A 26253-nucleotide genomic window follows, 5' to 3' on the forward strand; every position below is an offset into this window, starting at 1 on the left:
TCCTCTCCCTCTTCTCGAAGAGAGTTCCGCTGGATACCAATCAGTGGCTCGTAGTCGGGCTCGGCAACCCCGGGCCCGACTACGCGAGCAATCGACACAATGTCGGTCAGATGGTTCTGGCCGAGTTGGCGGATCGCGCATCCGCTTCGTTCCGGTCCCACAAGGCGAACGCCATGGTGGCCGAGGGGCGCACCGGCATCGAGGGCCCACGCCTGGTGTTGGCGAAGCCGAACAGTTTCATGAACCTCTCCGGTGGCCCTGTCGCGGGGTTGGTGCGGTTCTTCAAGATCCCTGCCGAGCAACTCATCGTGGTGCACGACGAGCTCGATATCCCCTTCGACTCGGTGCGGTTGAAGCGTGGGGGCGGTCACGGTGGGCACAACGGCCTTCGTGACATCATCTCCGCCATCGGCACCCCCGATTTTCTGCGGGTGAGGGTCGGCATCGGCCGCCCTCCGGGTCGCCAGCCGGCCGCCGATTTCGTCTTGCGCGATTTCGCGTCGGCCGAGCGTGAGGTGCTCCCGAATCTGCTGACGGATGCCGCGGATGCGGTCGAGCTGTTGGCTCGCGAGGGTCTCACTGCCGCGCAGCAGCGCTTCCACGGTCCCGCCTGAGCGAGTAGCTCTGCGGGCTGAGGGGTCGCCGTCTGCGGCGATCGTCTCGAAGCCGCTGCCGCGCAACCCCGCCGAGTAGCTCTGCGGGCTGAGGGGTCGCCGTCTGCGGCGATCGTCTCGAAGCCGCCCGCGATCAACCCCGCGACTGCGCTGTCGGTGGCCGCGTTTAGACTTGCTCGGTGATACTCGAGGGATTGATTCCGGCGCTTTCGCGCGCCCAGACGTTCGAGGATGCACTCCGCTTCGCCTCGCGCGATGCCGACTTCTCGCTTGTGGAGGGGCTCCGGGCTCCGCTGCTTGCGGGGCTGTTGGCCCGTCGCGACGGCCCGGCTTCTCTGTTGGCGGTTGTGGCGACCGGCCGCGAGTCGGAGTCGCTGCGGCAGGCGTTGGCGAGTGTTGCGCCGCGTGCCGAGATCATCGAGTTCCCTGCGTGGGAGACGCTGCCGCATGAGCGGCTGAGCCCGAGCACGGAGACGGTGGGCAAGCGCATCGATGCGCTGCAGCGGGTCGCCGCCTGGTCGAGGCGTGCGGCCACCGAGCCTGATGTGGCACCGCTTGTCGTGGTGGCGAGTGTGCGTGCTGCGCTGCAGCCGGTGGCCGACAATCTGACGAGTTTCGAGGCGATCGAGATCATGGCGGGCGGCCGCGGTTATGACCTCGCGGGGTTGCAGGGCCGGCTCGTCGATCTGGCCTATTCGCGTGTCGACATGGTGACGCGTCGCGGCGAGTTCGCGGTGCGCGGCGGAATTCTGGATGTCTTCCCTCCTGCTGCGGAGCATCCGGTTCGCGTCGAGTTCTTCGGCGATGAGGCGGAGCAGTTGCGGCAGTTCTCGGTGGCCGATCAGCGTTCGCTTGACGCGCCCGTCGCATCCGTGAGCCTGCCGCCGTGCCGGGAGCTGCTGCTGAGTGAGCCGGTGCGGCAGCGTGCCCGCGAGATGCAGCATGAGTTCCCGAGCCTGAGCACGATGCTGGCGAAGATCGCCGATGGCATCCCGGTCGATGGCATGGAGTCGCTCGCGCCGGCGCTCGTCGACCGCCTGGTGCCGTTGACCCACTATCTGCCTGCGGATGCGGCGATCGCCGTGCTGTCGCCGGAGCGTGTGGCGACCCGCGCGGTGTCGCTGATCGAGACGAATCGCGAGTTCCTGTCTGCTGCCTGGAATGCGGCGACGGCCGGCGCGGAGGCCCCCATCGATCTGGATGCGGGTGACTTCCTCAGCCTGCAGGGGCTGCGCGATGCGGCCGGCGCCCGCTCCTGGTGGACCCTCAGCTCGTTCGACAGCGGCGCATCCGAGCCCGTTTCTGTGGAAGATCTTGTCGCCGAGGCTGGCGACTATGTGCGCATCGACGCGGATGCGGTGCCCAGTTTCACCGGTCAGGCCGAGGGGGCGATCGCGCATGTCGGCGAGCTGCTGCGCTCCGGATGGTCGCTTGCAGTTGTCGCGCAGGGTCACGGCCTCGTGGAGAGGGCGGCGGAGGCGCTCGGCGAGCACGGCCTCGCGGCGCGTGTGGTCGAGGAGTTGCCCGCAGATCTCGACAGCGGCGTCGCGTACCTTCTCACCGCATCCGTCGAGCACGGCTTCGAGGTTCCGGATGCTCGGCTGGCGGTGCTCAGTGAGGCCGAGTTCTTCGGCCGCGCGGTCGGCTACGAGTCGCGGCAGGTGAAGAAGTTGGCGACGCGGCGCCGTAATGTGGTCGACCCTCTGCAGTTGAAGGCGGGCGACTTCGTGGTGCATCAGACGCACGGCATCGGCCGTTTTCTGGAGCTGGTCAACCGCGAGGTGTCGAGTGGTGGGCGCAACGCGGTGAAGACGACGCGCGAGTTCCTGCTGATCGAGTACGCGCCGTCGAAGCGCGGCTACCCGGGCGACAAACTGTATGTGCCGACCGACCAGCTCGACCTCGTGTCGCGGTATGTGGGCGGCGAGGCGCCGGCGCTCAGCAAGATGGGCGGCAGCGATTGGTCGGCGGCGAAGGGTCGCGCGCGCAAGGCGGTGCGCGACATCGCGGTGGAGCTGGTGAAGCTGTATTCGGCGCGCATGGCGAGCCGCGGGCACGCCTTCAGCCCTGACAGCCCGTGGCAGCGCGAGTTCGAGGAGGCGTTCCCTTTCGCGGAGACCCCGGATCAGCTCACCACGATCGACGAGGTGAAGGCCGACATGGAGCGTGAGGTCCCCATGGACCGTCTCGTGTCGGGCGATGTCGGCTACGGCAAGACCGAGGTGGCGGTGCGGGCCGCGTTCAAGGCGGTGCAGGATGGCAAGCAGGTGGTCATGCTGGTGCCGACGACGCTCCTGGTGAAGCAGCATCTGGAGACCTTCGCGGAGCGTTTCGCCGGGTTCCCGGTGCACCTGCGCGGGCTGAGTCGCTTCAACACGGAGAAGGAGTCGAAGGAGATCCTTGAGGGCCTCACCGATGGCACCGTCGATGTCGTCATCGGAACTCACCGGCTGCTGTCGAAGAGCGTCTCCTTCAAGGATCTGGGGCTCGTCATCATCGATGAGGAGCAGCGCTTCGGTGTCGAGCACAAGGATGCGCTCAAGAAGTTGAAGACGAATGTCGACATCCTGGCGATGAGTGCGACGCCCATCCCGCGCACACTGGAGATGGCGGTGACGGGCATCCGCGAGATGTCGACGCTGGCGACGCCGCCGGAGGACAGGCATCCGATTCTCACGTTCGTCGGCCCGTACAACGACAGGCAGGTGGCGGCGGCGATCCGGCGTGAGCTGCTGCGCGAGGGCCAGGTGTTCTTCGTGCACAACCGGGTTTCGAGCATCAACCGGGTGGCGGCGCAGCTGGCGGAGCTGGTGCCGGAGGCCCGCATCGCGGTTGCGCACGGGCAGCTGCCCGAGTCTGTGTTGGAGCAGGTGATGGTGGACTTCTGGGAGCGCCGCTTCGATGTGCTCGTGTCGACGACGATCATCGAGACCGGTCTGGATGTGACGAATGCGAACACGCTCATCATCGACCGCGCCGACAAGTACGGCCTCAGCCAGCTGCACCAGTTGCGAGGCCGGGTGGGGCGTGGCCGGGAGCGCGCGTACGCCTACTTCCTGTACGACGGCGAGAAGCCGCTCGGCGAGGTCGCCCATGACCGCTTGGCGACGATCGCGGCGAACAACGAGCTGGGTGCGGGCATGCAGGTCGCGTTGAAGGATCTGGAGATCCGCGGCGCCGGCAACCTGCTGGGCGGCGAACAGTCGGGTCATATCGCGGGGGTGGGTTTCGATCTGTATCTGCGGATGATCGGCGAGGCGGTGTCGACGTTCCGTGGCGAGGACACGTCGGGGCAGGCCGAGCTGCGTCTCGAGCTGCCGGTGGATGCGCGCATTCCTGAGGAGTATGTCGAGAGCGAGCGGCTGCGGTTGGAGGCGTACCAGAAGCTGTCGACCGCGGCGTCGCCTGCTGCCACTCCGGATGCGATCGACAGCGTGCGCGAGGAGTTGGTCGACCGCTACGGCGAGCCTCCTGCGGCGGTCGCGCAGCTCATCGCCGTGTCGCGCCTGAGGAGGCGCGCGCAGGCGGCGGGCCTGAGCGAGGTCGTGGTGATGGGGCCGAACCTGCGCGTGGCCCCGCTGGAGTTGCCGGATTCACGTCAGGTGCGCCTGCAGCGCATGTACCCGGGTGGTCGGTATTTCCCGCAGAACGGCGCCGTGGTTGTGCCTCTGCCGAAGGTCGGCGGCGAGCCGCTCAGTGATGACGGCCTCGTCGAGTGGGTGGCGTCGCTGTTCGACGCCCTGCTGCCTGACCCTGTCGCGCCGGTGGAGGAGACGCCGGCCCCCTGAGGTAGAGGTGGCTCGTGTCGGGGTTCGCTCGCCGGCCATCCCGCGAGTTGCCCACTTTCGCCCCTCCCGGGGCGAAAAAAGGGGCAGAAGTGGGCAACTCAGCGTCGAGGATCGGGGGAGGTGCCGGCAGGCGTTGCCGTGGGCGCCGTCCCGGTGGCTTGTGCGAGGGCCGCCCGTCGCTGCCCCTTCGGCTTGTGCACCTCGTACACGACCACGGGGATGAGCACGAGCGAGCGCAGGTCGATGAGCGCGTGCGCGACGATGGCGAGCAGGATGCTGCCGCTCACGAGGAACAGCGCCATGAGCAGGGCGCCTATCGCGATGGAGCCGACGATGCCGGGCACCCCCTGGTAGAGGTGCAGCAGCCCGAACAGGAGAACGCTGCCGACGACGGCGATGACGGCATTCCCTGACACGGCGTAGACGAGGGTGGGCAGTGCGAGTCGGAACATGAGTTCCTCGACGATGCCCGCGTTGACCGACATCGCTGCGCCCCAGCCGAGTTCCTGTCGGTTGCGCGGCAGCAGTGCGGCGATGTCGCCGATGGACGGCACCTCGTCGCTGTGGCGCGCAGCCCAGATGGCGATCGCCGGGCCGAGCAGCAGGATGGCACCGCCGCCCCAGATGATGGCGGTGGTCACGCCGGCGCCGTCGACCATGAGCTGACGCAGCCACTGCATGGCGGGCAGCCGTTCGATGTCGCCGAGCATGAGCGGCACGTACTGCCAGGCGAGTGCGAGGATCACGAGCGAGGCGCCGCCGAACAGGAGGAACGATTCGCGCAGCCATTTGGCGAAGAACTTCTGCCGGCGGGCCGTGCTGCGGAGGCGCTTGAAGCGCCCGTATTCGCGGCGGTCCTTGCGCAGCGTGCGCAGTATGAGCCCGAGCAGCAGCGCGACGAGCACGACGACCAGCACGGCGGGGGAGAGCGGCTGGCTGGGCGAGAGCATGTTCCATTCTCCCAAGCCGGCGCCGTCGGCTGGGGGTGACAGGATGGTGCCATGAGCGAACAGCCTGACAGCCCTGAACTTGCGCAGCTGCGGTTCGTGACCGATACGCCACTGCGGGGTGAGCATCCGAGGTTCGACGAGTTGGTTGCGGTGCTGGCCCGTCTGCGTGCACCGGGCGGATGCGCGTGGGATGCCGAGCAGACCCATGAGTCGCTGGTGCAGTATCTGGTCGAGGAGACGTATGAGCTGATCGATGCGATCGAGTCGGGTTCGCGCGAGGAGCTCATCGAGGAGCTCGGCGATGTGCTCTACCAGGTGGTGTTCCATGCCGATATCGCGGCGCACACGCCGGGCGAGGAGTTCACGCTCGAGGATGTCGCGGCGCATATGACGCGCAAGATGGTGGGCCGCCATCCGCATGTCTTCGGCGATGAGGAGGCGCGGGCCGCGCTCGGCATCACGTCGGCTGACGACGTGGTGGCCAATTGGGATGAGTTCAAGAGGCTCGAGAAGCCTCACCGCACGAGCGTGCTCGATGGCATCCCGCAGGGGATGCCGGCGCTGGCGCTTGCCGACAAGCTGTTGGGGCGGGCGCAGAAGGTGGGCGTGCTCGACGCGGATGCCGTGGGCGGCGTCCCGTTGGAGACGGAGGAGGAGCTGGGCGGCCTGCTGTTGGCGATCGTCTCTTCGGCGAAGGCGCGCGGTCTCGATTCGGAGCGTGCGCTGCGGTCGACGCTCAGGAGCCTGCAGGGTGAGATCCGGGAGGCTGAGGGCTCGGAGATCTCAGAGGAGTGAGGCGGTGCCCTCCCCGACCCGAACGGAGAGGGCACCCAGCCCGGGCAGCGTTTCGCTGGAAATTTCACAGCGCAACACGAGGCTCCGGACACTGGCCGTCGACTTACCCGATCGGCGGCCATGTTTTTTGAGGTGAGAGGCACCCGTTGCCTCTCGCTGCGCAAAACTGTGGGCCCAGGCCGTCATGCTTGTGATCGGCGGGCGACGTCGTTTGCGTCGTCAATCACAGTACACAATAACACTCGTTAGCACAACAGTCGTTATGTATTGATTGTTCCGGATGCTCCGCGGCCGTTGGCAAGGCTCGCCTCGCTTTATGCGTGCCTATCCTTGGGTGCGCTTCGTCGCCCCGCAGAGTAGCTTCTCCTGTATGACACAGGCATCGTTCGACACATTGCTCGCCGAGCAGATCGGCCACGAGTTCGAGGCGGCCCAGCAGTACATCGCCATCGCCGTCTGGTACGACAATCGCGATCTTCCCCAGTTGGCCAAGCACTTCTATGCGCAGTCTCTCGAGGAGCGCAATCACGCCATGATGCTCGTGCAGTACCGCCTCGACCGCGACCTCGGCGTCGTCATCCCGGGCGTGCCGACTGTGCAGAGCGAGTTCGCCGACGAGCGCGAGCCGATCGTGCTGGCCCTCGCGCAGGAGAAGCGCGTCACGGAGCAGATCGAGGCGCTCTTCGCCGCGGCGCGCTCTGAGACGGATGCTCTGGGTGAGCAGTTCATGTTGTGGTTCCTGAAGGAGCAGGTCGAGGAGGTGGCGTCGATGTCCACTCTGCTGACGATCGTCGAGCGCGCCGAGAACCTGTTCGACGTCGAGAACTATCTCGTGCGCGAGTCGATCGGCGATGGCGGCCATGACGCGAATGCCCCTCAGGCGGCGGGCGGCGCGGTCTAGTTTCGGCGCATCCTGCACCGCGGCATGCGGCGCTGCGTTATGTGGCGGGGAGCTAAGTTCGATTCAGAATAACGATCGTTAGCCGAAAGCTGTATGCTGGCGTCGTGACTCGGCAGCCTGACCTGGAGCGCAAGCCCGCGCTGATCGAGCAGATCCTCGACTATCTGCTTGACAAGCCTTTGTCGAGCCTGTCGTTCCGTACTCTCGCGAAGGCGCTCGAGGTGAGCACGTTCACGCTCGTCTACCATTTCGGCACGCGCGCCGAGCTGGTGAGCGACATCGTTTCGGCGATCTCGATGCGGGCGGAGGATGTCGAGGATGAGCTGATGCAGTCGCCGACGACGATCGACTCCTACCTTCTGGGGCAGATCAAGTCGTGGGAGTGGTCGGTTCAGCCCCGCAACATCCGTCTGCAGTGCCTCGAGTTCGAGGCCGCCCTGCTGGAGGCGCACGACCGTGAGGCTCACGAGTTCACGCGCACGCTGTACACGCGCTGGTATGAGATGGGGTGCGAGGCGCTTGTCGATCTCGGGCTAAGCCAGGAGGAGGCCACGGTGGAGGCGCGTCTCGCCGTCGACACTTTCTTCGGCCTGCAGTATGACCTCGTCGTGAATGAGGATGTCGAGCGTGCGACGGCGGCATTCCACCGCTCGATCGAGGTGCGCCGGGAGCGTCTCGAGCGCCTGCTCGCCCACGCCTGACCTCGAGCAGCCGTGCCGGGCCGGCCGGCCTGCCAGAATAGGGGGATGGCTTCTCCTGTCAATCCTCCCCGCGGTATGCGCGATTTCCTTCCTGCCGACAAGGCTCGCCGTGAGCGGGTGCTGTCGGTCATCCGCGGCGTCTATCGCTCGCATGGTTTCGATGAGATCGAGACGCCCGTCGTGGAGGACAGCTCCCGGCTGCATGCGGGCCTGGGTGGCGACAATGAGAAGCTCGCCTTCGGCATCCTGAAGCGGGGTCTCACGCGTGATGACTTCGCGGCGGCGACGGATGCTCTCGATCTGGCCGATCTGGGGCTGCGATTCGACCTGACGGTGCCGCTTGCGCGTTTCTATGCGACGCACCGCGGTGCGCTGCCGCCCGTGTTCCGTGCCATCCAGATCGCGCCGGTGTGGCGTGCGGAGCGCCCGCAGAAGGGCCGCTTCCGGCAGTTCGTGCAGTGCGACATCGATGTGATCGGTGAGGCGGGCCCGCTCGCCGAGGTCGAGCTGATCACGGCGACGTCGGCGGCGCTGGATGCCCTGGGGCTCGTCGGCTGCACGATCCGTATCAATGACCGCCGCATCCTGGTGGGGCTGCTGAATCACTGGAATGTGCCGACCGAGCTGCACGAGCGCGCGCTCATCACGATCGACAAGCTCGACAAGATCGGTGCCGATGGCGTCGCCGCGGAGCTGGCCGAGTCGGGCATCGCGACCGACGGCCTTGCTGCGGCGCTCGAGGTCGGCGGCTGGGATCTGCTGGCGGATGCCCCCGCCTGGCTCGACACGGACGCCTACCGGGCGCTGCTCGATCTGCGCGCCGCAGTGCCCTCGGCGGAGCTCGTCTTCGACCCGACGCTCGTGCGCGGCATGGGCTACTACACGGGCACCATCTTCGAGGTCGCGCATCCTTCGCTCGGCTATTCGCTGGGCGGCGGCGGCCGCTATGACGGCATGATCGGCCGATTCCTGGGGGCGGATGTCCCGGCCTGCGGTTTCTCGCTCGGCTTCGAGCGGCTCGTCGATCTGGTCGAGCTGGGCGACGACGAGTCGGCGGATGCTGTGGCGCTTCTGCATGATGCGGACGTTCCCGCAGCCAGGCTTGTCGAGCTCAAGTCCGCGCTCGTCGCGCAGGGGCACAGGGTGCGGCTGGAGCGGCGCCCGAAGAACACGAAGGCGACGCTGGAGCGGCTCGCGGCGGACGGCTTCTCGCGTTTCGCGTTCGTCGACGCGGCCACGACGGAGCCGCAGCTGCGCCCCCTCGCGTAACGATCTGCCGCGTGCGGGTAACCCGCTGGTCGACGGGTAGCCCGCTGGTCGAGGTGTCGCCGTCTACGAGTAACTCGCTGGTCGAGGTGTCGCCGTCCACGGCGACAGTCTCGAGACCAGACCGCAGATGCATAACCAATTTATATAACCATGTTATGTTATCTCGGTGAGCAACGACATCCGCGAAACCCTCGGCGAGCTCGTCGGCGCTGCCTACCGCCTGTCCCGTGTGGCAGCCCGCGCGACCGGTGAGACGACATCCGCCCTCGCCTACAGCGCGCTGAGCACGCTCATCGAGAACGGCCCGCTGCGGGTGGGGGAGCTCGCGTCCCTCTGCCGTGTCAGCCAGCCCGGCATGACCAAGGTCGTCACCGCCCTCGAGGAGGGCGCGTGGGTCGAACGCGTCACCGACCCGCTTGATGCCAGGGCATCCGTCATCTCGATCACGGATGCGGGGCGTGTCGCCCGCAGCGAGAGGCTTGCCCGCATCGGCGCCGCGATCGGGCCGTACTTCGAGGGGCTCGATCCGGCCGACCGGGCCGCGCTGGAGCGTGCCGCCCGCATCCTCGCTGAACGCGGCGATTCCGCACGATCGGGCTGACGGCCGCGATCTCCCGCAGCTCCCATTCCTTCAGCCAAAATCTCAAACAGAAAGCCGCCCGCGTGAGCACAGCCGCGTCCCCCTCCATCCTGAAGCAGCCGAAGTCGGTCTGGGCCGTCGCGGTCGCGGCGACGATCGCCTTCATGGGAATCGGGCTCGTCGACCCGATCCTCCCGGCGATCGCCGAGAGCCTGGAGGCGTCACCGACGGAGACGTCTCTGCTGTTCACCAGCTACCTGGTGATCACGGGTGCGGCGATGCTGTTCACGAGCTGGCTGTCGTCGCGCATCGGCGTGCGCACGACCCTTCTGGCGGGCCTCGCGGTGATCGTCGTGTTCGCGGCGCTCGCGGGCCTCGCAGGCGATGTGGGCCAGGTCATCGGCTTCCGCGCCGGCTGGGGGCTCGGCAACGCGCTGTTCATCTCGACGGCGCTCGCCGCGATCGTGGGGGCGGCCAGCGGTGGCAGCTCGGCCGCGATCGTGCTGTACGAGGCCGCGCTGGGCGTGGGGCTCGCGACGGGGCCGCTGCTGGGCGGGCTGCTCGGCTCGATCAGCTGGCGTGGCCCGTTCTTCGGCACCGCGGTGCTCATGGCGGGCGCGTTCGTGGCGATCCTGGTGCTGCTGGAGAAGCCGGCGCAGCGGCCGGTGCATGTTCCGTTCACTGCCGCGTTCCGTGCCCTGCGGGTGCCGCAGATCCTGGTGCTCGGCGCCGTTGCGTTGTTCTACAACGTCGGATTCTTCGTGCTGCTCGCCTACACGCCATTCCCCCTGGGCCTCGACGCGATGGGCATCGGCCTCGTGTTCTTCGGCTGGGGTCTGGCGGTGGCGGTGACGAGTGTGTGGCTGGCGCCGATCCTCACTGCCCGGATGCGCCGCACCAGAATTCTGCTGGGCGCCTTCCTCCTTCTGGCCGCGATTCTGGTGGCGGCCGCGTTCCTCGTGCAGCAGCAGGCCGCACTGATCGCCTGCGTGATCGGCGGCGGGCTCGTGCTGGGCGTGCTCAACACCGTGCTCACGGAGAGCGTCATGGAGGCGAGCGATCTGCCGCGGTCGGTCGCCTCGTCCGCCTATTCGGGCATCCGCTTTCTGGGCGGGGCGTGCGCGCCTCCGATCGCCGCATCGATCGCCGCGGTGTCGACGCCGGGGGCTCCGTTCGTGTTCGGCGCCGCATCCGTCGTCGTGGCGGCCGTGCTGATCGCGGTGTTCGCCCCCGTGGTGGCGCGGATCGACTCGGCGGGCCCGGAGAGCCCGGAGGTGGAGGCGGAGGCGATCACGCTCGGCGAGTGAGTGGGTGAGTAGTATTGGCAGCAGCCACGCCGCCGTGTTGCAGGCAGTGGCCATCCACCCCACAACCATTTCTCGAAGGAGATCTCCCGTGTCGTTGATCGAGGCCGTTGGCGCCCGCGAAATTCTGGACTCCCGGGGCAACCCGACCGTTGAGGTCGAGGTTCTGCTCGAAGATGGCACCGTTTCGCGTGCCGCCGTTCCGTCCGGTGCATCGACGGGTGCATTCGAGGCGTATGAGCTGCGCGATGGCGACAAGGAGCGCTACCTGGGCAAGGGCGTGCTGAAGGCCGTCGACGCTGTTCTCGACGTCATCGGCCCGGAGCTCGAGGGCTTCGACGCGACCGACCAGCGCCTGGTGGATGCTGCGCTCATCGAGCTCGACGGCACCGACAACAAGAAGAAGCTGGGCGCGAACGCGATCCTCGGTGTGAGCCTCGCCGTGGCGAAGGCCGCCGCAGATTCGGCTGACCTGCCGCTGTTCCGCTACCTGGGCGGCCCCAACGCGCACACCCTTCCGGTGCCGATGCTGAACGTCATCAACGGCGGCTCGCACGCAGACAGCAATGTCGACATCCAGGAGTTCATGATCCTGCCCGTCGGCGCCGACACCTTCAGCGAGGGTCTGCGCTGGGGCGTCGAGACCTACCACGCGCTCAAGAGCATCCTGCACGGCAAGGGCCTGAGCACGGGCCTCGGCGACGAGGGCGGCTTCGCGCCGAACCTCGACAGCAACCGCGACGCGCTCGACCTGCTCATCGAGGCCATCACCAAGGCGGGCTTCACGCCCGGCAAGGACATCGCGCTCGGCCTCGATGTCGCCGCGACCGAGTTCTTCGAGAACGGCAAATACAACTTCGAGGGCAAGCAGATCACGGCGGGCGACCTGGGCGCCTACTACGCGGAGCTTGTCGCCGCGTACCCGCTCGTCACCATCGAGGACCCGCTGGCGGAGGACGACTGGGAGGGCTGGGCTCAGCTCACCTCCGAGCTGGGTTCGAAGACGCAGATCGTCGGCGACGACCTGTTCGTCACCAACCCGGCGCGTCTCGCGAAGGGCATCGAGCTCGGCACGGCCAACTCGATCCTCGTCAAGGTGAACCAGATCGGCACGCTCACGGAGACCCTCGACGCCGTGTCGCTGGCGCAGCGGAGCGGCTACACCGCTGTTCTCTCGCACCGTTCGGGCGAGACCGAGGACACGACGATCGCCGATCTCGCCGTCGCGACCGACAGCGGCCAGATCAAGACGGGCGCACCGGCACGTTCGGAGCGGGTCGCCAAGTACAACCAGCTGCTCCGCATCGAGGAGGAGCTGGGCGACGCCGCCGTCTACGCGGGCCGCAGCGCCTTCCCGCGCTTCACGGCGTAGCATCCGGCCAAAGCCGTACCGAAACCCTCGTCGCCTCTGCGCGGCGAGGGTTTCGTCGTATCCGGCGGCGCTTACCCACTGCCCCGGATGCCTGTGAGTTGCCCACTTCGGCCCCTGATTTGGGCGAAAAGAGGGCCGAAGTGGGCAACTCGGCCGCCGGCCACACGACAAGACGCCCGCGCGGTGGTCCGCCACGGCCTTCGCGCATTTCGCTGGCCGTCCGCCCAGCCTGCCGCGGTTAGGCTTTTGGCATGCCCAGATCTCCCCGTGTGAAGCGCGTCCCTGTGACGCTGCCCGCGCAGGGTGCTCCGGCGAACTGGCTGCGCGGCATCCGCTTCTCTGGTTTCACGATGTTGACTCTCGGAATGCTGGTGCTGTTCGTCGTCGTGTTGGCGCCGTCGCTGCGCGTGTATGTGGAGCAGCAGCAGGAGCGCGCCGCGCTGGCGGCCGAGGTGGCGACGCAGCAGGATGAGGTCGACTCGCTCAAGCAGGATGTGGCGCGGTGGGATGACCCCAGCTATGTCGAGGCGCAGGCCCGCGAGCGTCTCTACTATGTGAAGCCGGGCGAGTTCAGCTATCTCGTGATCGATGACGGCGCGACGGCGGCGACGGCGGCGAATGGCGTTCCGATCAGTGACCGGCTGCAGACGACCGAGGTCGACTGGGTGACGACGCTGCTGTCATCCGTGTTGACGGCCGGGTTGACGGATGCCGCCCCCGATGAGATCGTCGCCCCCGAATTTCAGACCGCTCCACAGCAAGGTTCACAATGACGACCCCTCCTTTTGATCCGCCCACGGCTGAGGATGTTCGCATCGTCTCGCTCCAGTTGGGTCGCCCCGCCCGTGACGTGATCGGCATCGCCGCGCGCTGTGTCTGCGGTGCGCCGACCGTCGTGTCGACGAGTCCGCGGCTGGCCGATGGCACGCCGTTCCCCACGCTCTACTACCTGAGCCACCCTGCGGCGACCGCTGCTGTGTCCACGCTGGAGGCGAACGGCGTGATGGTCGAGCTGGCTGCCCTTCTCGAGGGGGAGACGGCGGATGCCTACAGCGCCGCCCATGAGGCATATCTGGCCGACAGGGAGGGCATCGAGCATGTGCCCGAGATCCACGGCGTCTCGGCGGGCGGCATGCCCACGCGCGTCAAGTGCCTGCATGCGCTGGTCGGCCATTCGCTTGCGGCAGGTCCTGGCGTGAATCCGATCGGCGATCTCGCTCTGGAGCGCGCCGCCTGGTCGCCCACAGTGTGTGAGTGCCCCGACTATTCAGATTCGGGCTATTCGGATTCGGGCCATGAAGGTTCGACCGGTGCCGAGGCATCCGGAGACGCGGTCCCGAACGAATGACTCGCGTTCCGCGTGCTGTGACAGCTGCGGCCATCTCGGTGCTGTTCGCCGTGCTGGCCACGCTCCTGGTGGCGTCTCCGGCTGCGGCTGACAGCATCCGCGACCGCGAGTACTGGCTGCAGCAGTACGGTGTGACGGAGGCGTGGGCGAAGAGTCGCGGCGCCGGTGTCACGGTCGCCGTCATCGACACGGGTGTCGACGGTACGCATCCTGATCTGCTCGGCGCTGTCGTCGGGGGCACGGATGTCTCGGGTGTCGGTGCGTCGAATGGCCAGACCCCGGTGGGTGCCTCGAGCAGGGAGCACGGCACGATGGTGGCGTCGCTGCTGGCCGGTCGCGGTCACGGTGAGAATGGCGAGGACGGCGTGATGGGGGTGGCGCCGGAGGCGCGGCTGCTGTCGATCTCTGTCGGCTTCGGTGTGGGCACGATCAGCTCGGATGATCAGATCGCCGAGGCGGTGACCTGGGCGGTCGACAATGGGGCGGATGTGATCAACATGTCGCTCACCCGCAACACGCTCGAGTGGCCCGAGAGTTGGGACGACGCCTTCCTGTACGCCATGCAGAACGATGTGGTGATCGTTGCGGCGGCGGGTAACCGGGGCAGCGGTACAACGCAGGTGGGTGCGCCCGCGACGATGCCCGGCGTGCTCACGGTCGCCGGCGTCGACCGGCAGGGCGGCGCCAGTTTCGACGCGTCCTCGCAGGGCATCACCATCTCGGTGGCCGCTCCCAGCGAGGAGCTTGTGGGGGCGACGCCGTCTGGCGGGTATTCGACCTGGGGCGGCACCAGCGGGGCGACGCCGATCGTCGCCGGCCTGGTCGCACTTGTGCGTTCGGCGTATCCGAATCTGGATGCGGGCAATGTCATCAACCGAATCACGGAGACGGCCACGCAGGTGGGCGCGTCGGCGCAGAGCCCCATCTACGGGCACGGGCGCATCAATGCGGCGCTCGCCGTTTCGGCGTCCGTGCCGGGGGTCGACGATGACCCGGCGAAGCAGTTGAGCGATTGGATCCGCGTGTATCGCAGGGCGGATGCGCCGCCGCTGCCGACCCCGACGCCCGCGCTTCCGACTCCGACGCCCATTGCGGAGCCGGTGACGCAGGTGGCGAGTCCGCTCGGCACGGTGCTGCCGACGGTGTCGGATCTGCGCGAGTTCGGCATCCCTCTTCTCGTCTTCGTGCTGTTCGGCGGCGCAGTGGCCGCTGTGGGGTTTGCCGCGTTACGTCAGTTCGGGAGGAACCGGAGAAGGTACTAACATGAAGGTCGTGCCAAAAATCCTTATCGTCGGCGGCGGCTATGCCGGTTTCTACACTGCTCTGAAGCTCGAGAAGCATCTCAGGCGGGGTGAAGCCGAGGTCACAGTGGTCGACCCTCTGCCTTACATGACGTACCAGCCGTTCCTCCCTGAGGTGGCGGCGGGTTCCGTGGAGCCGCGCCATGCGGTTGTGTCGATCCGCAAGCACCTGAAGTCGACCGAGGTCATCTCGGCTCGCGTGACGGCCATCGATCACGCCACGAAGACGGCGACGATCACGCCGGAGCTGGGCGAGCCGTGGCAGTTCGAGTACGACATCGTCGTGGTCACTGCTGGCGCGATCACCCGCACCTTCCCCATCCCGGGCATCGCCGAGAACGCCTACGGTCTCAAGACCATCGAGGAGGCGACTGCGATCCGCGACCGGGTCACCGCCAACTTCGAGCGTGCCTCCGCGTTGCCGGCCGGCCCGGAGCGCGACCGTCTGCTCACCTTCACGGTTGTCGGTGGCGGCTTCGCCGGCATCGAGGTCTTCGGTGAGTTGCGCAGCCTCGCGAGCTCGCTGCTCAAGCACTACCCGCAGCTCGGCTTCGAGGATGTGCACTTCCACCTCATCGAGGCCATGGGCCGCATCATGCCCGAGGTCTCGCTCAAGACGAGCCAGTGGGTCATCAAGAACCTTGCGCAGCGCGGCGCGCAGATCCACCTCGACACGCAGCTCAGCTCGGCTGTCGATGGCAAGATCGAGACGTCGACCGGCCTCGTCTTCGAGAGCGACACGATCATCTGGACGGCGGGCGTCATGGCGCACCCCGTGCTGCGCAACACCGACCTTCCGATCGAGGAGCGTGGCCGTCTGCGCCTCGGCGCCGACCTGCGGGCCCGCACCGAAGACGGCGATGTCGTCGCGGATGCCTGGGGCGCCGGCGATGTCAGCGCGGTTCCCGATCTGAGCGGCGGCGGCGTGGCAGGCTTCTGCGTGCCGAACGCGCAGCACGCGGTCCGCCAGGGCAAGCTTCTCGCCAAGAACCTGGTCGGCAGCCTCCGCGGTGATGAGCCGAGGGACTACTTCCACAAGAACGCGGGCGCTGTTGCCGGCATCGGTCTCGGCACTGGCGTGTTCCAGGCCGGCCGCATCGCCGTCAAGGGCTTCGTCGCCTGGGGCATGCACCGCGGCTACCACGGTCTCGCGATGCCGATGTGGGAGCGCAAGATCCGCGTCTTCGCGGGCTGGTTCGTGCAGGCCATCACCGGTCGTGACATTGTCGGCATCGAGGCGCGCAACGAGCCGCGCGCGGTGTTCGAGCAGTACGCGGCCCGCCCCAAGACGACGCCGCGCCAGGCTCCGGCGGCTCCGGCTGCTGCGGGTACCGAGGCGAAGTCCGCAGCGAAGGCTGCACCGAAGGCTGCTGCCAAGTCGACGGCTCCGAAGTCGACCGCAGTCAAGACCGGCACTGCCAAGACGGGCGCTGCCAAGTCGACCGCAGCCAAGACGGGCACTGCCAAGGCGCCTGCTGCCAAGACTACGGAGAAGGCCGCTGCTGAGCCTGCTCAGAGCGAGGCGACGACCGCCTCCCAGTAGTCACTGACTGTATTCAGATGCGGGCCCCGGTTTCGACCGGGGCCCGCATCCGTTAGCCGCGCCGTATTCGCGGTCTTCCGAACGGGTGTCGCTTCTGCGTCGATAGAGTTGTCTTTCGCGGTTCCGGATGGCACCGCATCGCCCCTATAGCCCAATTGGCAGAGGCAGACGACTTAAAATCGTCAGAGTCAGGGTTCGAGTCCCTGTAGGGGCACCTTCGTTCTGTGCAACCCGGGGGGCACTCCTCCGCCGGCTGACAGTGAACGGCCTCAGCGCAGTGCCGACTCGACCGGCCGCACGAATCGCAGCCACGCCCAGATGGCGACGCAGGCGGCCGCGAAGCCGATCGCGATGAGCACGGTCGCGGCGAGCGGGAAGTGGGCGCTCGCCCCGCCGAGCAGGATTCCGAAGCCGACGGTCGCACCGACGAGGGCGATGCCGAACCATGCCCACGGTGACCACTCGAGGATGATGCGGCCCGGCAGCGGCCCGAGCGGCAGCATCATGATGAAGGCCGAGCCGATGCCGGCGAGGCAGGCGGTGGCGAGTGTCTCGCTGAGCAGGGACGGCCAGAATCCGAGCACCGGCCCGAGCATCCCGTGCCCGATCCAGGCGGCCACGCCGAGCAGCAGCACGGCGACGGCTTGCAGCAGGTTCACGAGAGCGCGTTTGCGCACGGGGGTGTCGTGGGCGAAGCGCACGCCGATGAGCACGCCTGTCACGATGGGCGGCACGAGGCCGGTCATGCGGGAGAGCAGGCCTGTGACGGCCGCGGCGACGAGCAGGAGGGGAATGAAGCGGAGGCGCCCGTCGACGCCCTGCCATCGGTAGCCGAGCCGCGCGATGAGGGCGACGCCGACGAGGTTGAGCACGGCGAGGGCGACCCCGACGGCGAAGGTGAGGCGCAGGTAGCGGACCTCCCCGCTGATGCCGCCCGAGATGGCGATGAATGCGGTGGCAGCGGCGAGTGGCACGAGGCCGGCGAGCCAGGGGTTGGGGCCGGCTGTGTGTTCCTGCTCCGGTGTCGGCTCGGCGCGGTTGCGGCCGGTGAGTTGGCCGAAGGGCGAGCGGATGCGCCCGCGCAGGCTCGAGGCGAGCAGTCGCAGCGGCAGCCCGATGAGCAGGATCGCTCCGAGCGCGAGCATCGGTGCGCGCGCCCAGTTGCCGCGTTCGATGCTCTCGGCGAGCGTGGGGAGTGCGGCGCCGAAGCCGGTGCTGCTGCCCCAGTTGGTGAGCGCCTCCTCGAGGCTGGGGGCGGTGCCGTCGGCGCGAGGGAACAGGGGCGGTGGGGAGGAGCTCGCGTCGGGCGTGCTGGGTGCGGGCGTCACGGCGTTCTGCGAGGGCGTCGGGGTGGGGGTCGGGGTGGGCGTCGAACTGGGCGCGCCGGCGACGGGCGGCACTGTCGCGGGCGGAACGGCTACAAATGTTCCGACGAAGAAGCGCCGCTGTTCGGAGAATCCGCCGATGTTGCCGGCGACGTCCTGCTGGCGGGCCTGGACCCAGTGGGCGCCGCGGGGGAGGTCCGCGCCGCCGACGCATGCCCAGGCCCCGGCCGAGATGGTGGCCTCGCAGGAGGGCACGGGTGCGTCGTCGATGTACACGCTGACCACGCCGGCCGGTTCCGCGGAACTGCCCGAGAATGTGGTGGGCGACGGCACGAGGCCGTAGTCGCCGGCGGGTACGGTGATCGTCGGCGGGCCTGGCTGCACATTGTCGATCTCGATCTGGCGCCCCGCGGCATCCGAGCGGTCGGCGGCGGCACCGATGGCGGGGTGGTTCTGTGTGGCGCTGACCCGGTAGCTGCGGGATGCGGGCATGCTGCCGTCGGGCATCCGCGGGTCGCACGACCAGTAGCCGCTGGCGATCACCGTGGTGATGCAGCTTGCGGTGCTTCCGCTGAGGGTGACGGTGAGTCGTGCCTGCGGCTGGCCGGTTCCCGACATGACGCTGATGGTGGGGCTGTGCCCGTCGATGCTCGGGGGGCCGAGCACGTGCACGGTGGTCGTGTCGGTGAGGGAGCTGCCGTCGGCGAGGGTTTCGATGGCGGTGATCTGTTGGCCTGCCCCGTTGGGCATCCCGGCCAGGTCGCAGGACCAGGCGTAGACCGGGCTCGGACTCGGGCTCGGCGACGGAGACGGGGAGGGGCTCGGCATTTCGTTCGCCTTCACCTCGCAGGTGGCGTCGCCGAGGCTCACCCGAATGGTGCTGCCCTTCTCGCTCGCGGAGCCGGACACGGTGACGGTGTTGCGCCCGATGAAGGTGCCGTCGGCGGGCGAGGTGATGAGTTCCGCTGTGTTCGATGGTGTGAGGGCGGGCGGGGCCACGGCAGGCGGGGCGAAGGATGGCGGTGGGGTGGCGCTGGGGGACTGCAGCTCGTCGTCGGGCGCGATGACGGCGATCGATGCGGATGCCGCGGCGGGTGTCGTGGGGGAGGCCAGCGCGAGCACCATGAGGGCAGCCGCCACGCCGAGTACGCCCGCCCACTGGGTGCGCCCGGTCGCGCTGTCACGCCGCCTGCCCTGGCGGGCAGGGGGCTGTTGCGCGGGGGCAGGGGGCACAGTCACTCTTCTCGGGCCAGCCGTGCGGTGCGGTTCGGCGGGGACGGGTGGACAGCTTGGTCTGCTGTCAATATACGTCACGCTGCTGGGAAGGCGATGGACGTGACGGGGTGTCGGCGTACCTCTTGACATCCTGCTCGCCGCGGTGGATCGTTAGTCAATCGTCTGGGACGGATGACCCACTTCTGGCTTCCGGCGGTTCTCCCGCGACGAGGCGGGGCGAGGCGAAGGGGCTTCTCTGTGGCGCGATTCTCGGTTGACGAGCGGCGTGAGGCGCTCGTGCTCGCCGCCCTGCGCGTCATCGATCGCGGCGGCGTGAGCGGGGCCACGACGCGTGCGATCGTGAGCGAGGCGGGCATGGCCCTGGCCAGCTTCCACTACGCCTTCCGTTCGCGCGACGAGCTCATCAGCGCCGTCATCGCGCATGTCATCGCCGAAGAGGACGAGCACGCCTTCGCCGCCATGCGGGAGGCGCCGGCCGAGGGCGACGCGACCCCGGGTATCCGCGATCTGGTCCGTGCCGGACTCGAGGGGTATTTCTCGCACCTGAGTGCCCGGCCCGGCCATGAGCAGGCCGTCTTCGAGCTCTTCCACTACGCGCTGCGTACGCCCGGCATGGAGAGACTCGCGGCGAGCCAATACGAGAGCTACCGCGCCTTCGCCGGACGGCTCCTGGCTCTCGCCGCCGAGCGCGCTGCCGTGCGGTGGGCCCTGCCACTCGACGAGCTCGCCCGGCTCGCGGTCGCCTTCGTCGATGGCTTCAGCCTGTCGTGGCTCGCCGATCGCGATGCTGAAGCCGCGTCCCGCATGATCGACGCCGCAGCCGACATGATCGCCGCTTTCGCCCATCCGCTCGATCCCGCAGGATTACCTGCCGGGGCGCCGGCATCCGCATCCCAGGAGAGGTTCCCGCCGCATGACATCGTCGATCGATAGAGCAGACCCGGATGGTATCGAAGCCGCAGGCGACGCGACGGAGGGGCTCGCGACTCCGTCTCCCTTCGCCGAGCCGACGAAGGCGGTGACGGGGGCATGGATCGCGCTGTTCGCGACCGCCTGGCTGGGCGTGTGGATGGCGCAGTTGACGCCGATCCAGTTGCTGCTGCCCGTGCAGATCGAGGCGCAGCTGGGGGCGAGCAGCTGGATCGACAATGTTGTCGCGTTCGGGATCGTCTCCGGCATCGCCGGTCTCTGCGCTGTTGTCGCGTATCCGGTGACGGGGGCGCTCTCCGATCGCACCGTGTCGCGCTTCGGGCGGCGGCGGCCCTGGGTCGCGGCGGGGGCGCTCCTCTTCTCGGGGTCGCTTCTGCTGCTCGGTGCGCAGGAGTCGATGATCGGCATCGGGGTGTTCTGGTCGCTCGCCCTGGTCGGCTTCTGCATGCTGACGGCTGCCCTGACAGCCACCATCTCCGACCAGGTTCCGGTCGGCCAGCGTGGTTTCGTCTCGGGCTGGATCTCGGCGCCGCAGGCGGTCGGCACGATCCTGGGCCTCATCCTCGTGACGGAGCTCTTCGTGGGCCAGTTCGTCGGTTACGCCGTCATGTCGGCACTGCTCGTGCTGCTCGTGCTGCCGTTCCTGCTGCGTGTGGGCGACGAGGTGCTGCCGGCGGCCGACCGTCCGCCGCTGACCCTGCGCGGCCTCGTGCAGGGCTTCTGGATCAGCCCGACCCTCTTTCCCGATTTCGGCTGGACCCTCCTCAGCCGGGTGCTCATCAATGTGGGCAACGCGCTGGGCACCTCCATGCTGCTGTACTTCCTGGCCTTCGGGCTCGGTCTGGGCATCGTCGAGGCGGAGGGCAGCCTCATCGTGCTCACGCTCGTCTACATGGTGTTCGTGATCGTCGCCTCGCTCGTGTTCGGGCGGCTCAGTGACCGGGTGGGGCGGCGCCGGCTGTTCGTCTTCATCGCGGGGGCGCTGCAGGCGATCGCAGCACTCATGCTCGCGCTCATCCCGGAACTGTCCGTGGCGATGGTCGCGGCCGCGATTCTGGGCCTCGGCTACGGCACGTTCCTGTCGGTTGATCAGGCGCTCGCCACGCAGGTGCTTCCGGATGCCCAGAGCCGCGGTAAGGACTTGGGCATCATGAACATTGCCTGGGCTGTTCCGCAGGCGATCTCTCCTCTTCTGGGCGCGTGGGTTGTGGCGTGGCTGGCCGGGTTTCAGGGTCTCTTCCTGCTGGCGGCGGCCGCGGGGCTGCTGGGGGCGCTCGCTGTTCTGTTCGTGAAAGGGGTTCGTTGATGTCGATTGTGCTGCCAGCGCCGGGTGTTGTGACGGCCAGACCGGGAGGCCCCGAGTACTGGGAGTCACTCACGGAGGCGACGCGTGCGCTGGAGACGCCGCTCGGCGCGATCTCCCTGCAGGCGCTCGCCTTCAACGCGGACTCGATGGCGCAACGGGCGGCCGGAACACGCATCCGGGTCGCCAGTAAGTCGATCCGGGTGCGTTCGGTGATCGACGCGGTGCTTGCCCGCCCCGGTTTCGGGGGTGTGCTCGCCTATACGCTGCCGGAGGCGCTGTGGCTGGCCGAGTCCGTGAATGACGTCGTTGTCGGTTATCCGAGTGTCGACCGGGATGCGCTGCGAGCCCTCGCCACGAGCGCCGAACTCGCCTCACGGGTGACGATCATGGTCGACTCGATCGAACACCTCGACCTTGTCGACGCCGTGCTGCCGCCGTCCCGCCGGGAGACGGTGCGGGTGTGCCTCGAACTCGACGCCTCCTGGAATTCGCGGCTGCTCGGCCACATCGGCACGTGGCGCTCACCCGTGCACTCTGTTGATGACGCCCGGGCGCTCGCCGAGACGATTGCGGCCAGGCCGGGCTTTGCGCTCGTCGGGATGATGGCCTACGAGGGGCAGATCGCTGGTCTCGTCAACGCGCCTGCGAATGCCCTGCGCGGTATTGCGGTGCGCTGGATCCAGGGCCGCTCAGCCGCTGAACTGGCGGAGCGCCGTGCACGCGCCGTGCAGGCGGTGCGACAGGTCGCTGAGCTGGAGTTCGTGAACGGCGGCGGCACCGGCTCGCTCGAGTCGACATCGGCTGAGTCGAGCGTCACTGAGATAGCGGCCGGTAGCGGGCTGTTCGGCCCGCACCTCTTCGACCACTATCGGCACTTCAGCCCGGCGCCGGCGGCCGCGTTCGCCCTCTCTGTCGTGCGCAGACCGGATGCCGGCAAGGCGACCCTGCTGGGTGGCGGCTGGGTCGCATCCGGCCCCGCGGCATCCGATCGTCTGCCCCTGCCGGTGTGGCCCGAGGGGCTGCGGATGATTCCGCGCGAGATGGCAGGAGAGGTCCAGACACCGCTCACGGGCGCGGCGGCGGCCCGGCTGCGCACGGGTGACCGGGTGTGGCTGAGGCACACGAAGGCGGGTGAGCTGAGCGAGCACCTGAACGGTTTCGCGATTGTCGACGGCCGCGCGGTGGTGGGGGAGGCCCCGACCTATCGGGGCGAGGGGAAGGCTTTCCTGTGACGCAGCGACAGGATGATGCGGTGCAGGGCGATCGGTCGCGTACTGGGGGTCTCACCCCGGGCAGGCCGTGGGCCAACTGGAGCCGTGCCGTGTCGGTGCGCCCGCAGTTCACCGGGAGCCCGCGCAGTGTCGACGAGGTCGTCTCCGCTGTCGCCTTTGCGCGCGAGCGGGGGCTGCCCGTGAAGGCGATCGGCGCGGGGCACAGTTTCACGGCGATCGCGGTGGCTCCGGGCGTGCAGCTCGAGCTCTCCGCGCTGTCGGGGATCATCGAGGCCGATGCGAGCACCGGGAGGGTACGTCTGGGGGCCGGTACCCACCTGCACGAGCTGCCGGCACTGCTGCGGCCCCTCGGCCTGGCGCTCGAGAACATGGGAGACATCGACCGGCAGACGATCGCCGGCGCGACCTCCACGGGCACCCACGGAACGGGGGCCACGTTCGGCGGGCTCGCCACCCAGATCGTCGCCCTCACGCTCGTCACGGCCGACGGCTCGGTGCTCACCGTCAGCGAGTACGAGAACGCCGAGCTGCTGCCGGCCGCCCGGCTCGGGCTGGGCGCGCTGGGCGTCATCGTCGATGTGACGATCCAGTGCGTTCCCGCCTTCCTGTTGCAGGCGGTGGAGAAGCCGGAACCGTTCGACGCCGTCGTCGACACCTTCGAGCAGCGCGCGAGTGCGGTCGACCATTTCGAGTTCTACTGGTTTCCGCACACGACGACGGCGCTCACGAAGACGAACACGAGACTGCCATCGGATGCCTCGCCAAAGCCGCTGGGTCGCATCCGTCGCTGGGTCGATGATTCTGTGATGGCGAACGGTGTCTTCGCGCTCACCTGCGGCCTCGGACGCATGGCACCCGCCGCGGTGCCCGGCATCAACAGCGTTGCCGCTCGCCTCACGGGCGACAGGAGTTTCACCGACTGGTCGCCGGATGTCTTCGTGACCGAGCGCTCGGTGCGGTTCCGCGAGATGGAGTACGCGCTGCCGAGGGCCGCCGTGCCCGAGGCGCTGCGGCAGATCCGTGCGCTCATCCGCACGCGCGGGTGGAGGATTTCCTTCCCCATCGAGGTGCGGGTTGCGGCGGCCGACGAGAACTGGCTGTCGACGGCGTACGGGCGGGAGAGCGGCTACATCGCCGTGCACAGGTATTTCCGTGAGGATCACAGCGAGTACTTCCGCGCGGTCGAGCAGATCATGCGCGCCCACGACGGGCGGCCGCACTGGGGCAAGCTGCATTACCGGGATGCTCCGGAGTTGTCTGCCCTGTACCCGCGTTTCGCAGATTTCACGGCCGTGCGGGACAGGCTCGACCCCGAGCGGGTCTTCGGCAACCCCTATCTCGGCCGCGTCCTCGGCCCCTGAATCGCTGCCCGCGGGGCCACTTGCTGGTTGAGGAGGCGCGCCAGCGCCGTCTCGAAACCCAACCCGCGTGCAACCCCACTCACCCTTATGGCGTGCGCCGCCGCAGTGTCGCCGCCCCGAGCGCGATGGCGCCGACGCAGAACGCGCCGATGATGAGCAGTTTCATGCCGATGTATTCGGCGTCGTGGTCGTCGCGCGCGACGGCGTTGAGCGCGTCGATCGCGTGTGAGAGCGGAAGCCAGTCGCTTATGGCGTGCAGCACGTCGGGCATCTGGTCGCGCGGCAGCAGCACCCCTCCGAGCAGGATCTGCGGAAACACGAATGCCGGCATGAACTGCACGACCTGGAATTCGGTGCGGGCGAATGCGCTCGCCAGAAGGCCGAGGGTCGTTCCCAGGATGGCGTCGACGACGGCGATGGCCAGAAGCATCCAGAGCGATCCTTCTATCTGCAGCCCGCACACCCAGACGGCGAAGGAGACTGTGACGGCGGCCTGCACGACGGCGACGAGGCTGAAGGCGATCGCGTAGCCGAGGATGAAGTCGAGTTTGCCCATGGGCAGGGTCAGCAGGCGTTCGAGCGTGCCGGAGCGGCGTTCGCGCAGCGTGGTGATGCTGGTGATCACGAACATGAGGATGAAGGGGAACAGCGCGATGAGTGCCGGCCCGATCGTGTCGAACACGGGGGTGTCGTCGAAGACCCAGGCGAGCAGCCCGATGAGCACGCTCGGCATGAGCATCAGCAGCATGATGCTGCGCGGGTCGTGTCGAAGCTGTGCGAGCACGCGGCCTGTGGTGGCGAGGGTCAGCCGGATGCTCATGGCGCCTCCTTCGCGCGATGCTGCGGATGCCCATGGCTGGCATGGCCGGGCGCTTGCTGCTCGTCCGCCGCGGCGATGAGCTTGAGGAAGGCCTCCTCGGCGTCTTCTGCCCCTGTGGCCGCGAGCAGCCCGTCGGGGGTGTCGTCGGTGAGCACTTCTCCTTCGCGCAGCAGCAGGAGGCGGTCGCAGCGGGTGGCCTCGTCCATGACGTGGCTGGAGACGAGCACGGTGACGCCGTCGCGGGCGAGGGTGTGGAACAGGCCCCACAGTTGCACGCGGAGCACGGGGTCGAGGCCGACGGTGGGTTCGTCGAGCACGAGCAGTTCTGGTGCGCCGAGGAGGGCGGCGGCGAGTGAGACGCGGCTGCGTTGGCCGCCGGAGAGTGATCCGGTGAGCTGTCTGGCCTGGGGGCGCAGTTCGACGGCGTCGAGCACCCTGTCGACGTCGCCGCGCGGTGCTCCGACGACGGACGCGAAGTAGGCGAGGTTCTGGCGCACGGTGATGTCGTCGTATTGGCTGGGTGATTGGGTGACGTAGCCGACGCGGCGGCGCAGAGCGGCACTGCCGGCGGGCAGACCGAGAACGTCGATGGTTCCGGTCACGCCGAGCTGTACACCCATGATGCTGCGCATGAGGGTGGTCTTGCCGCTGCCGCTGGGCCCGAGCAGGCCGACGAGCCGCCCGCGCGGCACGAGCACGTCGACGCCGTGCAGCACCTCGGAGTGGCCGCGTTTCACACGGAGGCCGCGGATGTCGATGGTCGCCGTCTCCGCGGTGCCCGGTGACGTGTTCGTCATGTGATGAAGTATTCGCCTTTCGGGGTGATTGCGCACTATCGCTCTCGGCTTTCGCACGGCCACCCCGCATCCGATTCCCATCGACTCCTCAGCAGCCTTGGCTATAGTTGTTCCCGGTGCAGCAGCACTGTCCGCGCCTCACCCGGTCAAGCGACGCGGCGCGGGGGAGCACAGCACATGAGGAGCAACAGATGGAATTCCTGATCGTCATCGGCATCATCGTCCTGCTGGCCGTGATCGTCGGTATCTACCTGTGGTCCACCTACAACGGTCTTGTGACGCTGAATGTGCGCGTCGACGAGGCGTGGAGCGACATCACGGTGCAGCTCAAGCGGCGTGCCGACCTCATCCCGAACCTCATCGAGACGGTGAAGGGCTATGCGGCCCATGAGAAGGGCGTGTTCGAGGCGGTCACGAAGGCGCGCGCAGAGTCGCTCAGCGCGGGCAGCCCGGCCGAGGCGGCTGTCGCCGAGAACCACATGCAGTCGGCGCTCAAGAGCATCTTCGCGGTCGCCGAGGCGTACCCGCAGCTTCAGGCGAGCCAGAACTACCTGCAGTTGCAGGGCGAGCTTGTCGACACCGAAGACAAGATCCAGGCCAGCCGTCGCTTCTACAACGGTGGCGTGCGCGAGCTGAACACGAAGATCAAGATCTTCCCGAACACGCTCTTCGTGCGCGGGCTCGGCTTCAGTGAGCGCGAGTTCTTCGAGGTCTCCGACTCGGCGGCCATCGCCGAGCCGCCGCGCGTCCAGTTCTGATCTCGCAGCAGTAGCGGGGTCA

At 68.1% G+C, this 26253-nt stretch carries 22 protein-coding genes and 1 tRNA gene; 19 read left to right on the top strand and 4 right to left on the bottom strand.

Going from position 1 to position 26253, the window contains the following annotated elements; translation table 11 throughout:
- Positions 1 to 29 precede the first annotated feature (29 nt).
- A complete protein-coding gene (gene pth / locus FB562_RS01525; protein WP_141879531.1) occupies positions 30 to 614 on the top strand; it encodes an aminoacyl-tRNA hydrolase in 585 nt (194 codons plus the stop codon).
- Between the two features lie 179 nt (positions 615 to 793).
- Positions 794 to 4402, top strand: a complete 3609-nt coding sequence (gene mfd, locus FB562_RS01530) for a transcription-repair coupling factor (protein ID WP_141879532.1) — start codon at positions 794 to 796, stop codon at positions 4400 to 4402.
- Positions 4403 to 4500: 98 nt separating this feature from the next.
- Here the strand turns inward: mfd and FB562_RS01535 are convergent, their stop codons facing one another.
- Entirely contained in the window at positions 4501 to 5352 is an 852-nt protein-coding gene (locus FB562_RS01535) for a CPBP family intramembrane glutamic endopeptidase (protein WP_185740418.1), read from the bottom strand.
- A gap of 51 nt (positions 5353 to 5403) precedes the next feature.
- Between FB562_RS01535 and FB562_RS01540 the strand changes: the two genes are divergently transcribed.
- From FB562_RS01540 to FB562_RS01595, 12 genes are all read left to right on the top strand, one after another.
- Entirely contained in the window at positions 5404 to 6147 is a 744-nt protein-coding gene (locus FB562_RS01540) for a nucleoside triphosphate pyrophosphohydrolase (RefSeq protein WP_141879534.1), read from the top strand.
- 370 nt (positions 6148 to 6517) lie between these two features.
- Positions 6518 to 7048, top strand: a complete 531-nt coding sequence (locus FB562_RS01545; RefSeq protein ID WP_141879535.1) for a ferritin — start codon at positions 6518 to 6520, stop codon at positions 7046 to 7048.
- 104 nt (positions 7049 to 7152) lie between these two features.
- Positions 7153 to 7749, top strand: a complete 597-nt coding sequence (locus FB562_RS01550; protein WP_141879536.1) for a TetR/AcrR family transcriptional regulator — start codon at positions 7153 to 7155, stop codon at positions 7747 to 7749.
- A gap of 45 nt (positions 7750 to 7794) precedes the next feature.
- Positions 7795 to 9018 (top strand): histidine--tRNA ligase, encoded by a 1224-nt coding sequence (hisS, locus tag FB562_RS01555; RefSeq protein ID WP_141879537.1) that lies wholly within the window; start codon positions 7795 to 7797, stop codon positions 9016 to 9018.
- A 166-nt stretch (positions 9019 to 9184) separates the two neighbouring features.
- Positions 9185 to 9619 carry a MarR family winged helix-turn-helix transcriptional regulator gene (locus FB562_RS01560; protein ID WP_185740419.1) on the top strand — a complete coding sequence of 145 codons (435 nt, stop codon included), beginning with the start codon at positions 9185 to 9187 and terminating at the stop codon, positions 9617 to 9619.
- Between the two features lie 62 nt (positions 9620 to 9681).
- Entirely contained in the window at positions 9682 to 10905 is a 1224-nt protein-coding gene (locus FB562_RS01565; RefSeq protein WP_246081292.1) for an MFS transporter, read from the top strand.
- Positions 10906 to 10993: 88 nt separating this feature from the next.
- Positions 10994 to 12274 (top strand): phosphopyruvate hydratase, encoded by a 1281-nt coding sequence (gene eno / locus FB562_RS01570; protein ID WP_141879539.1) that lies wholly within the window; start codon positions 10994 to 10996, stop codon positions 12272 to 12274.
- Between the two features lie 251 nt (positions 12275 to 12525).
- Positions 12526 to 13047, top strand: a complete 522-nt coding sequence (locus FB562_RS01575) for an FtsB family cell division protein (RefSeq protein WP_141879540.1) — start codon at positions 12526 to 12528, stop codon at positions 13045 to 13047.
- Positions 13044 to 13622: a DUF501 domain-containing protein gene (locus FB562_RS01580; protein WP_141879541.1), complete on the top strand. Its 579-nt coding sequence runs from the start codon at positions 13044 to 13046 to the stop codon at positions 13620 to 13622. Before FB562_RS01575 ends, FB562_RS01580 begins: the two co-directional genes overlap by 4 nt.
- On the top strand, positions 13619 to 14884 hold the full coding sequence (locus FB562_RS01585; RefSeq protein ID WP_141879542.1) for a S8 family peptidase: 1266 nt from the start codon (positions 13619 to 13621) through the stop codon (positions 14882 to 14884). Before FB562_RS01580 ends, FB562_RS01585 begins: the two co-directional genes overlap by 4 nt.
- A 10-nt stretch (positions 14885 to 14894) precedes the next feature.
- Positions 14895 to 16466 carry an NAD(P)/FAD-dependent oxidoreductase gene (locus tag FB562_RS01590; protein WP_141879543.1) on the top strand — a complete coding sequence of 524 codons (1572 nt, stop codon included), beginning with the start codon at positions 14895 to 14897 and terminating at the stop codon, positions 16464 to 16466.
- Between the two features lie 140 nt (positions 16467 to 16606).
- Positions 16607 to 16680: transfer RNA gene (locus tag FB562_RS01595), tRNA-Leu, on the top strand.
- A 55-nt stretch (positions 16681 to 16735) separates the two neighbouring features.
- On the opposite strand, the gene FB562_RS01600 is transcribed toward FB562_RS01595, so the two are convergent.
- On the bottom strand, positions 16736 to 19024 hold the full coding sequence (locus tag FB562_RS01600) for an Ig-like domain-containing protein (RefSeq protein ID WP_141879544.1): 2289 nt from the start codon (positions 19022 to 19024) through the stop codon (positions 16736 to 16738).
- A 240-nt stretch (positions 19025 to 19264) separates the two neighbouring features.
- Between FB562_RS01600 and FB562_RS01605 the strand changes: the two genes are divergently transcribed.
- From FB562_RS01605 to FB562_RS01620, 4 genes are read left to right on the top strand one after another with little or no spacing between them, the layout of a single operon-like run.
- Complete coding sequence (locus FB562_RS01605; protein ID WP_185740420.1) at positions 19265 to 19960, top strand: TetR/AcrR family transcriptional regulator; 696 nt, start codon at positions 19265 to 19267, stop codon at positions 19958 to 19960.
- Positions 19941 to 21263, top strand: a complete 1323-nt coding sequence (locus FB562_RS01610) for an MFS transporter (RefSeq protein WP_141879546.1) — start codon at positions 19941 to 19943, stop codon at positions 21261 to 21263. The genes FB562_RS01605 and FB562_RS01610 overlap by 20 nt, the downstream gene beginning before the upstream one ends.
- Entirely contained in the window at positions 21263 to 22495 is a 1233-nt protein-coding gene (locus tag FB562_RS01615; protein WP_141879547.1) for an alanine racemase, read from the top strand. Before FB562_RS01610 ends, FB562_RS01615 begins: the two co-directional genes overlap by 1 nt.
- A gap of 20 nt (positions 22496 to 22515) precedes the next feature.
- A complete protein-coding gene (locus FB562_RS01620; RefSeq protein ID WP_141881026.1) occupies positions 22516 to 23856 on the top strand; it encodes a D-arabinono-1,4-lactone oxidase in 1341 nt (446 codons plus the stop codon).
- 85 nt (positions 23857 to 23941) lie between these two features.
- Here the strand turns inward: FB562_RS01620 and FB562_RS01625 are convergent, their stop codons facing one another.
- Both FB562_RS01625 and FB562_RS01630 read right to left on the bottom strand, forming a co-directional pair.
- On the bottom strand, positions 23942 to 24676 hold the full coding sequence (locus tag FB562_RS01625; RefSeq protein WP_141879548.1) for an ABC transporter permease: 735 nt from the start codon (positions 24674 to 24676) through the stop codon (positions 23942 to 23944).
- Positions 24673 to 25473 (bottom strand): ABC transporter ATP-binding protein, encoded by an 801-nt coding sequence (locus tag FB562_RS01630; RefSeq protein WP_141879549.1) that lies wholly within the window; start codon positions 25471 to 25473, stop codon positions 24673 to 24675. The genes FB562_RS01625 and FB562_RS01630 overlap by 4 nt, the downstream gene beginning before the upstream one ends.
- Before the next feature lie 191 nt (positions 25474 to 25664).
- Here FB562_RS01630 and FB562_RS01635 point away from each other — a divergent pair, with 191 nt between their 5' ends.
- Positions 25665 to 26231 (top strand): LemA family protein, encoded by a 567-nt coding sequence (locus FB562_RS01635; protein WP_141879550.1) that lies wholly within the window; start codon positions 25665 to 25667, stop codon positions 26229 to 26231.
- The last annotated feature ends 22 nt before the right edge of the window (positions 26232 to 26253 follow it).

The sequence above is a fragment of the Homoserinimonas aerilata genome (assembly GCF_006716125.1).
Classification (GTDB): domain Bacteria; phylum Actinomycetota; class Actinomycetes; order Actinomycetales; family Microbacteriaceae; genus Homoserinimonas; species Homoserinimonas aerilata.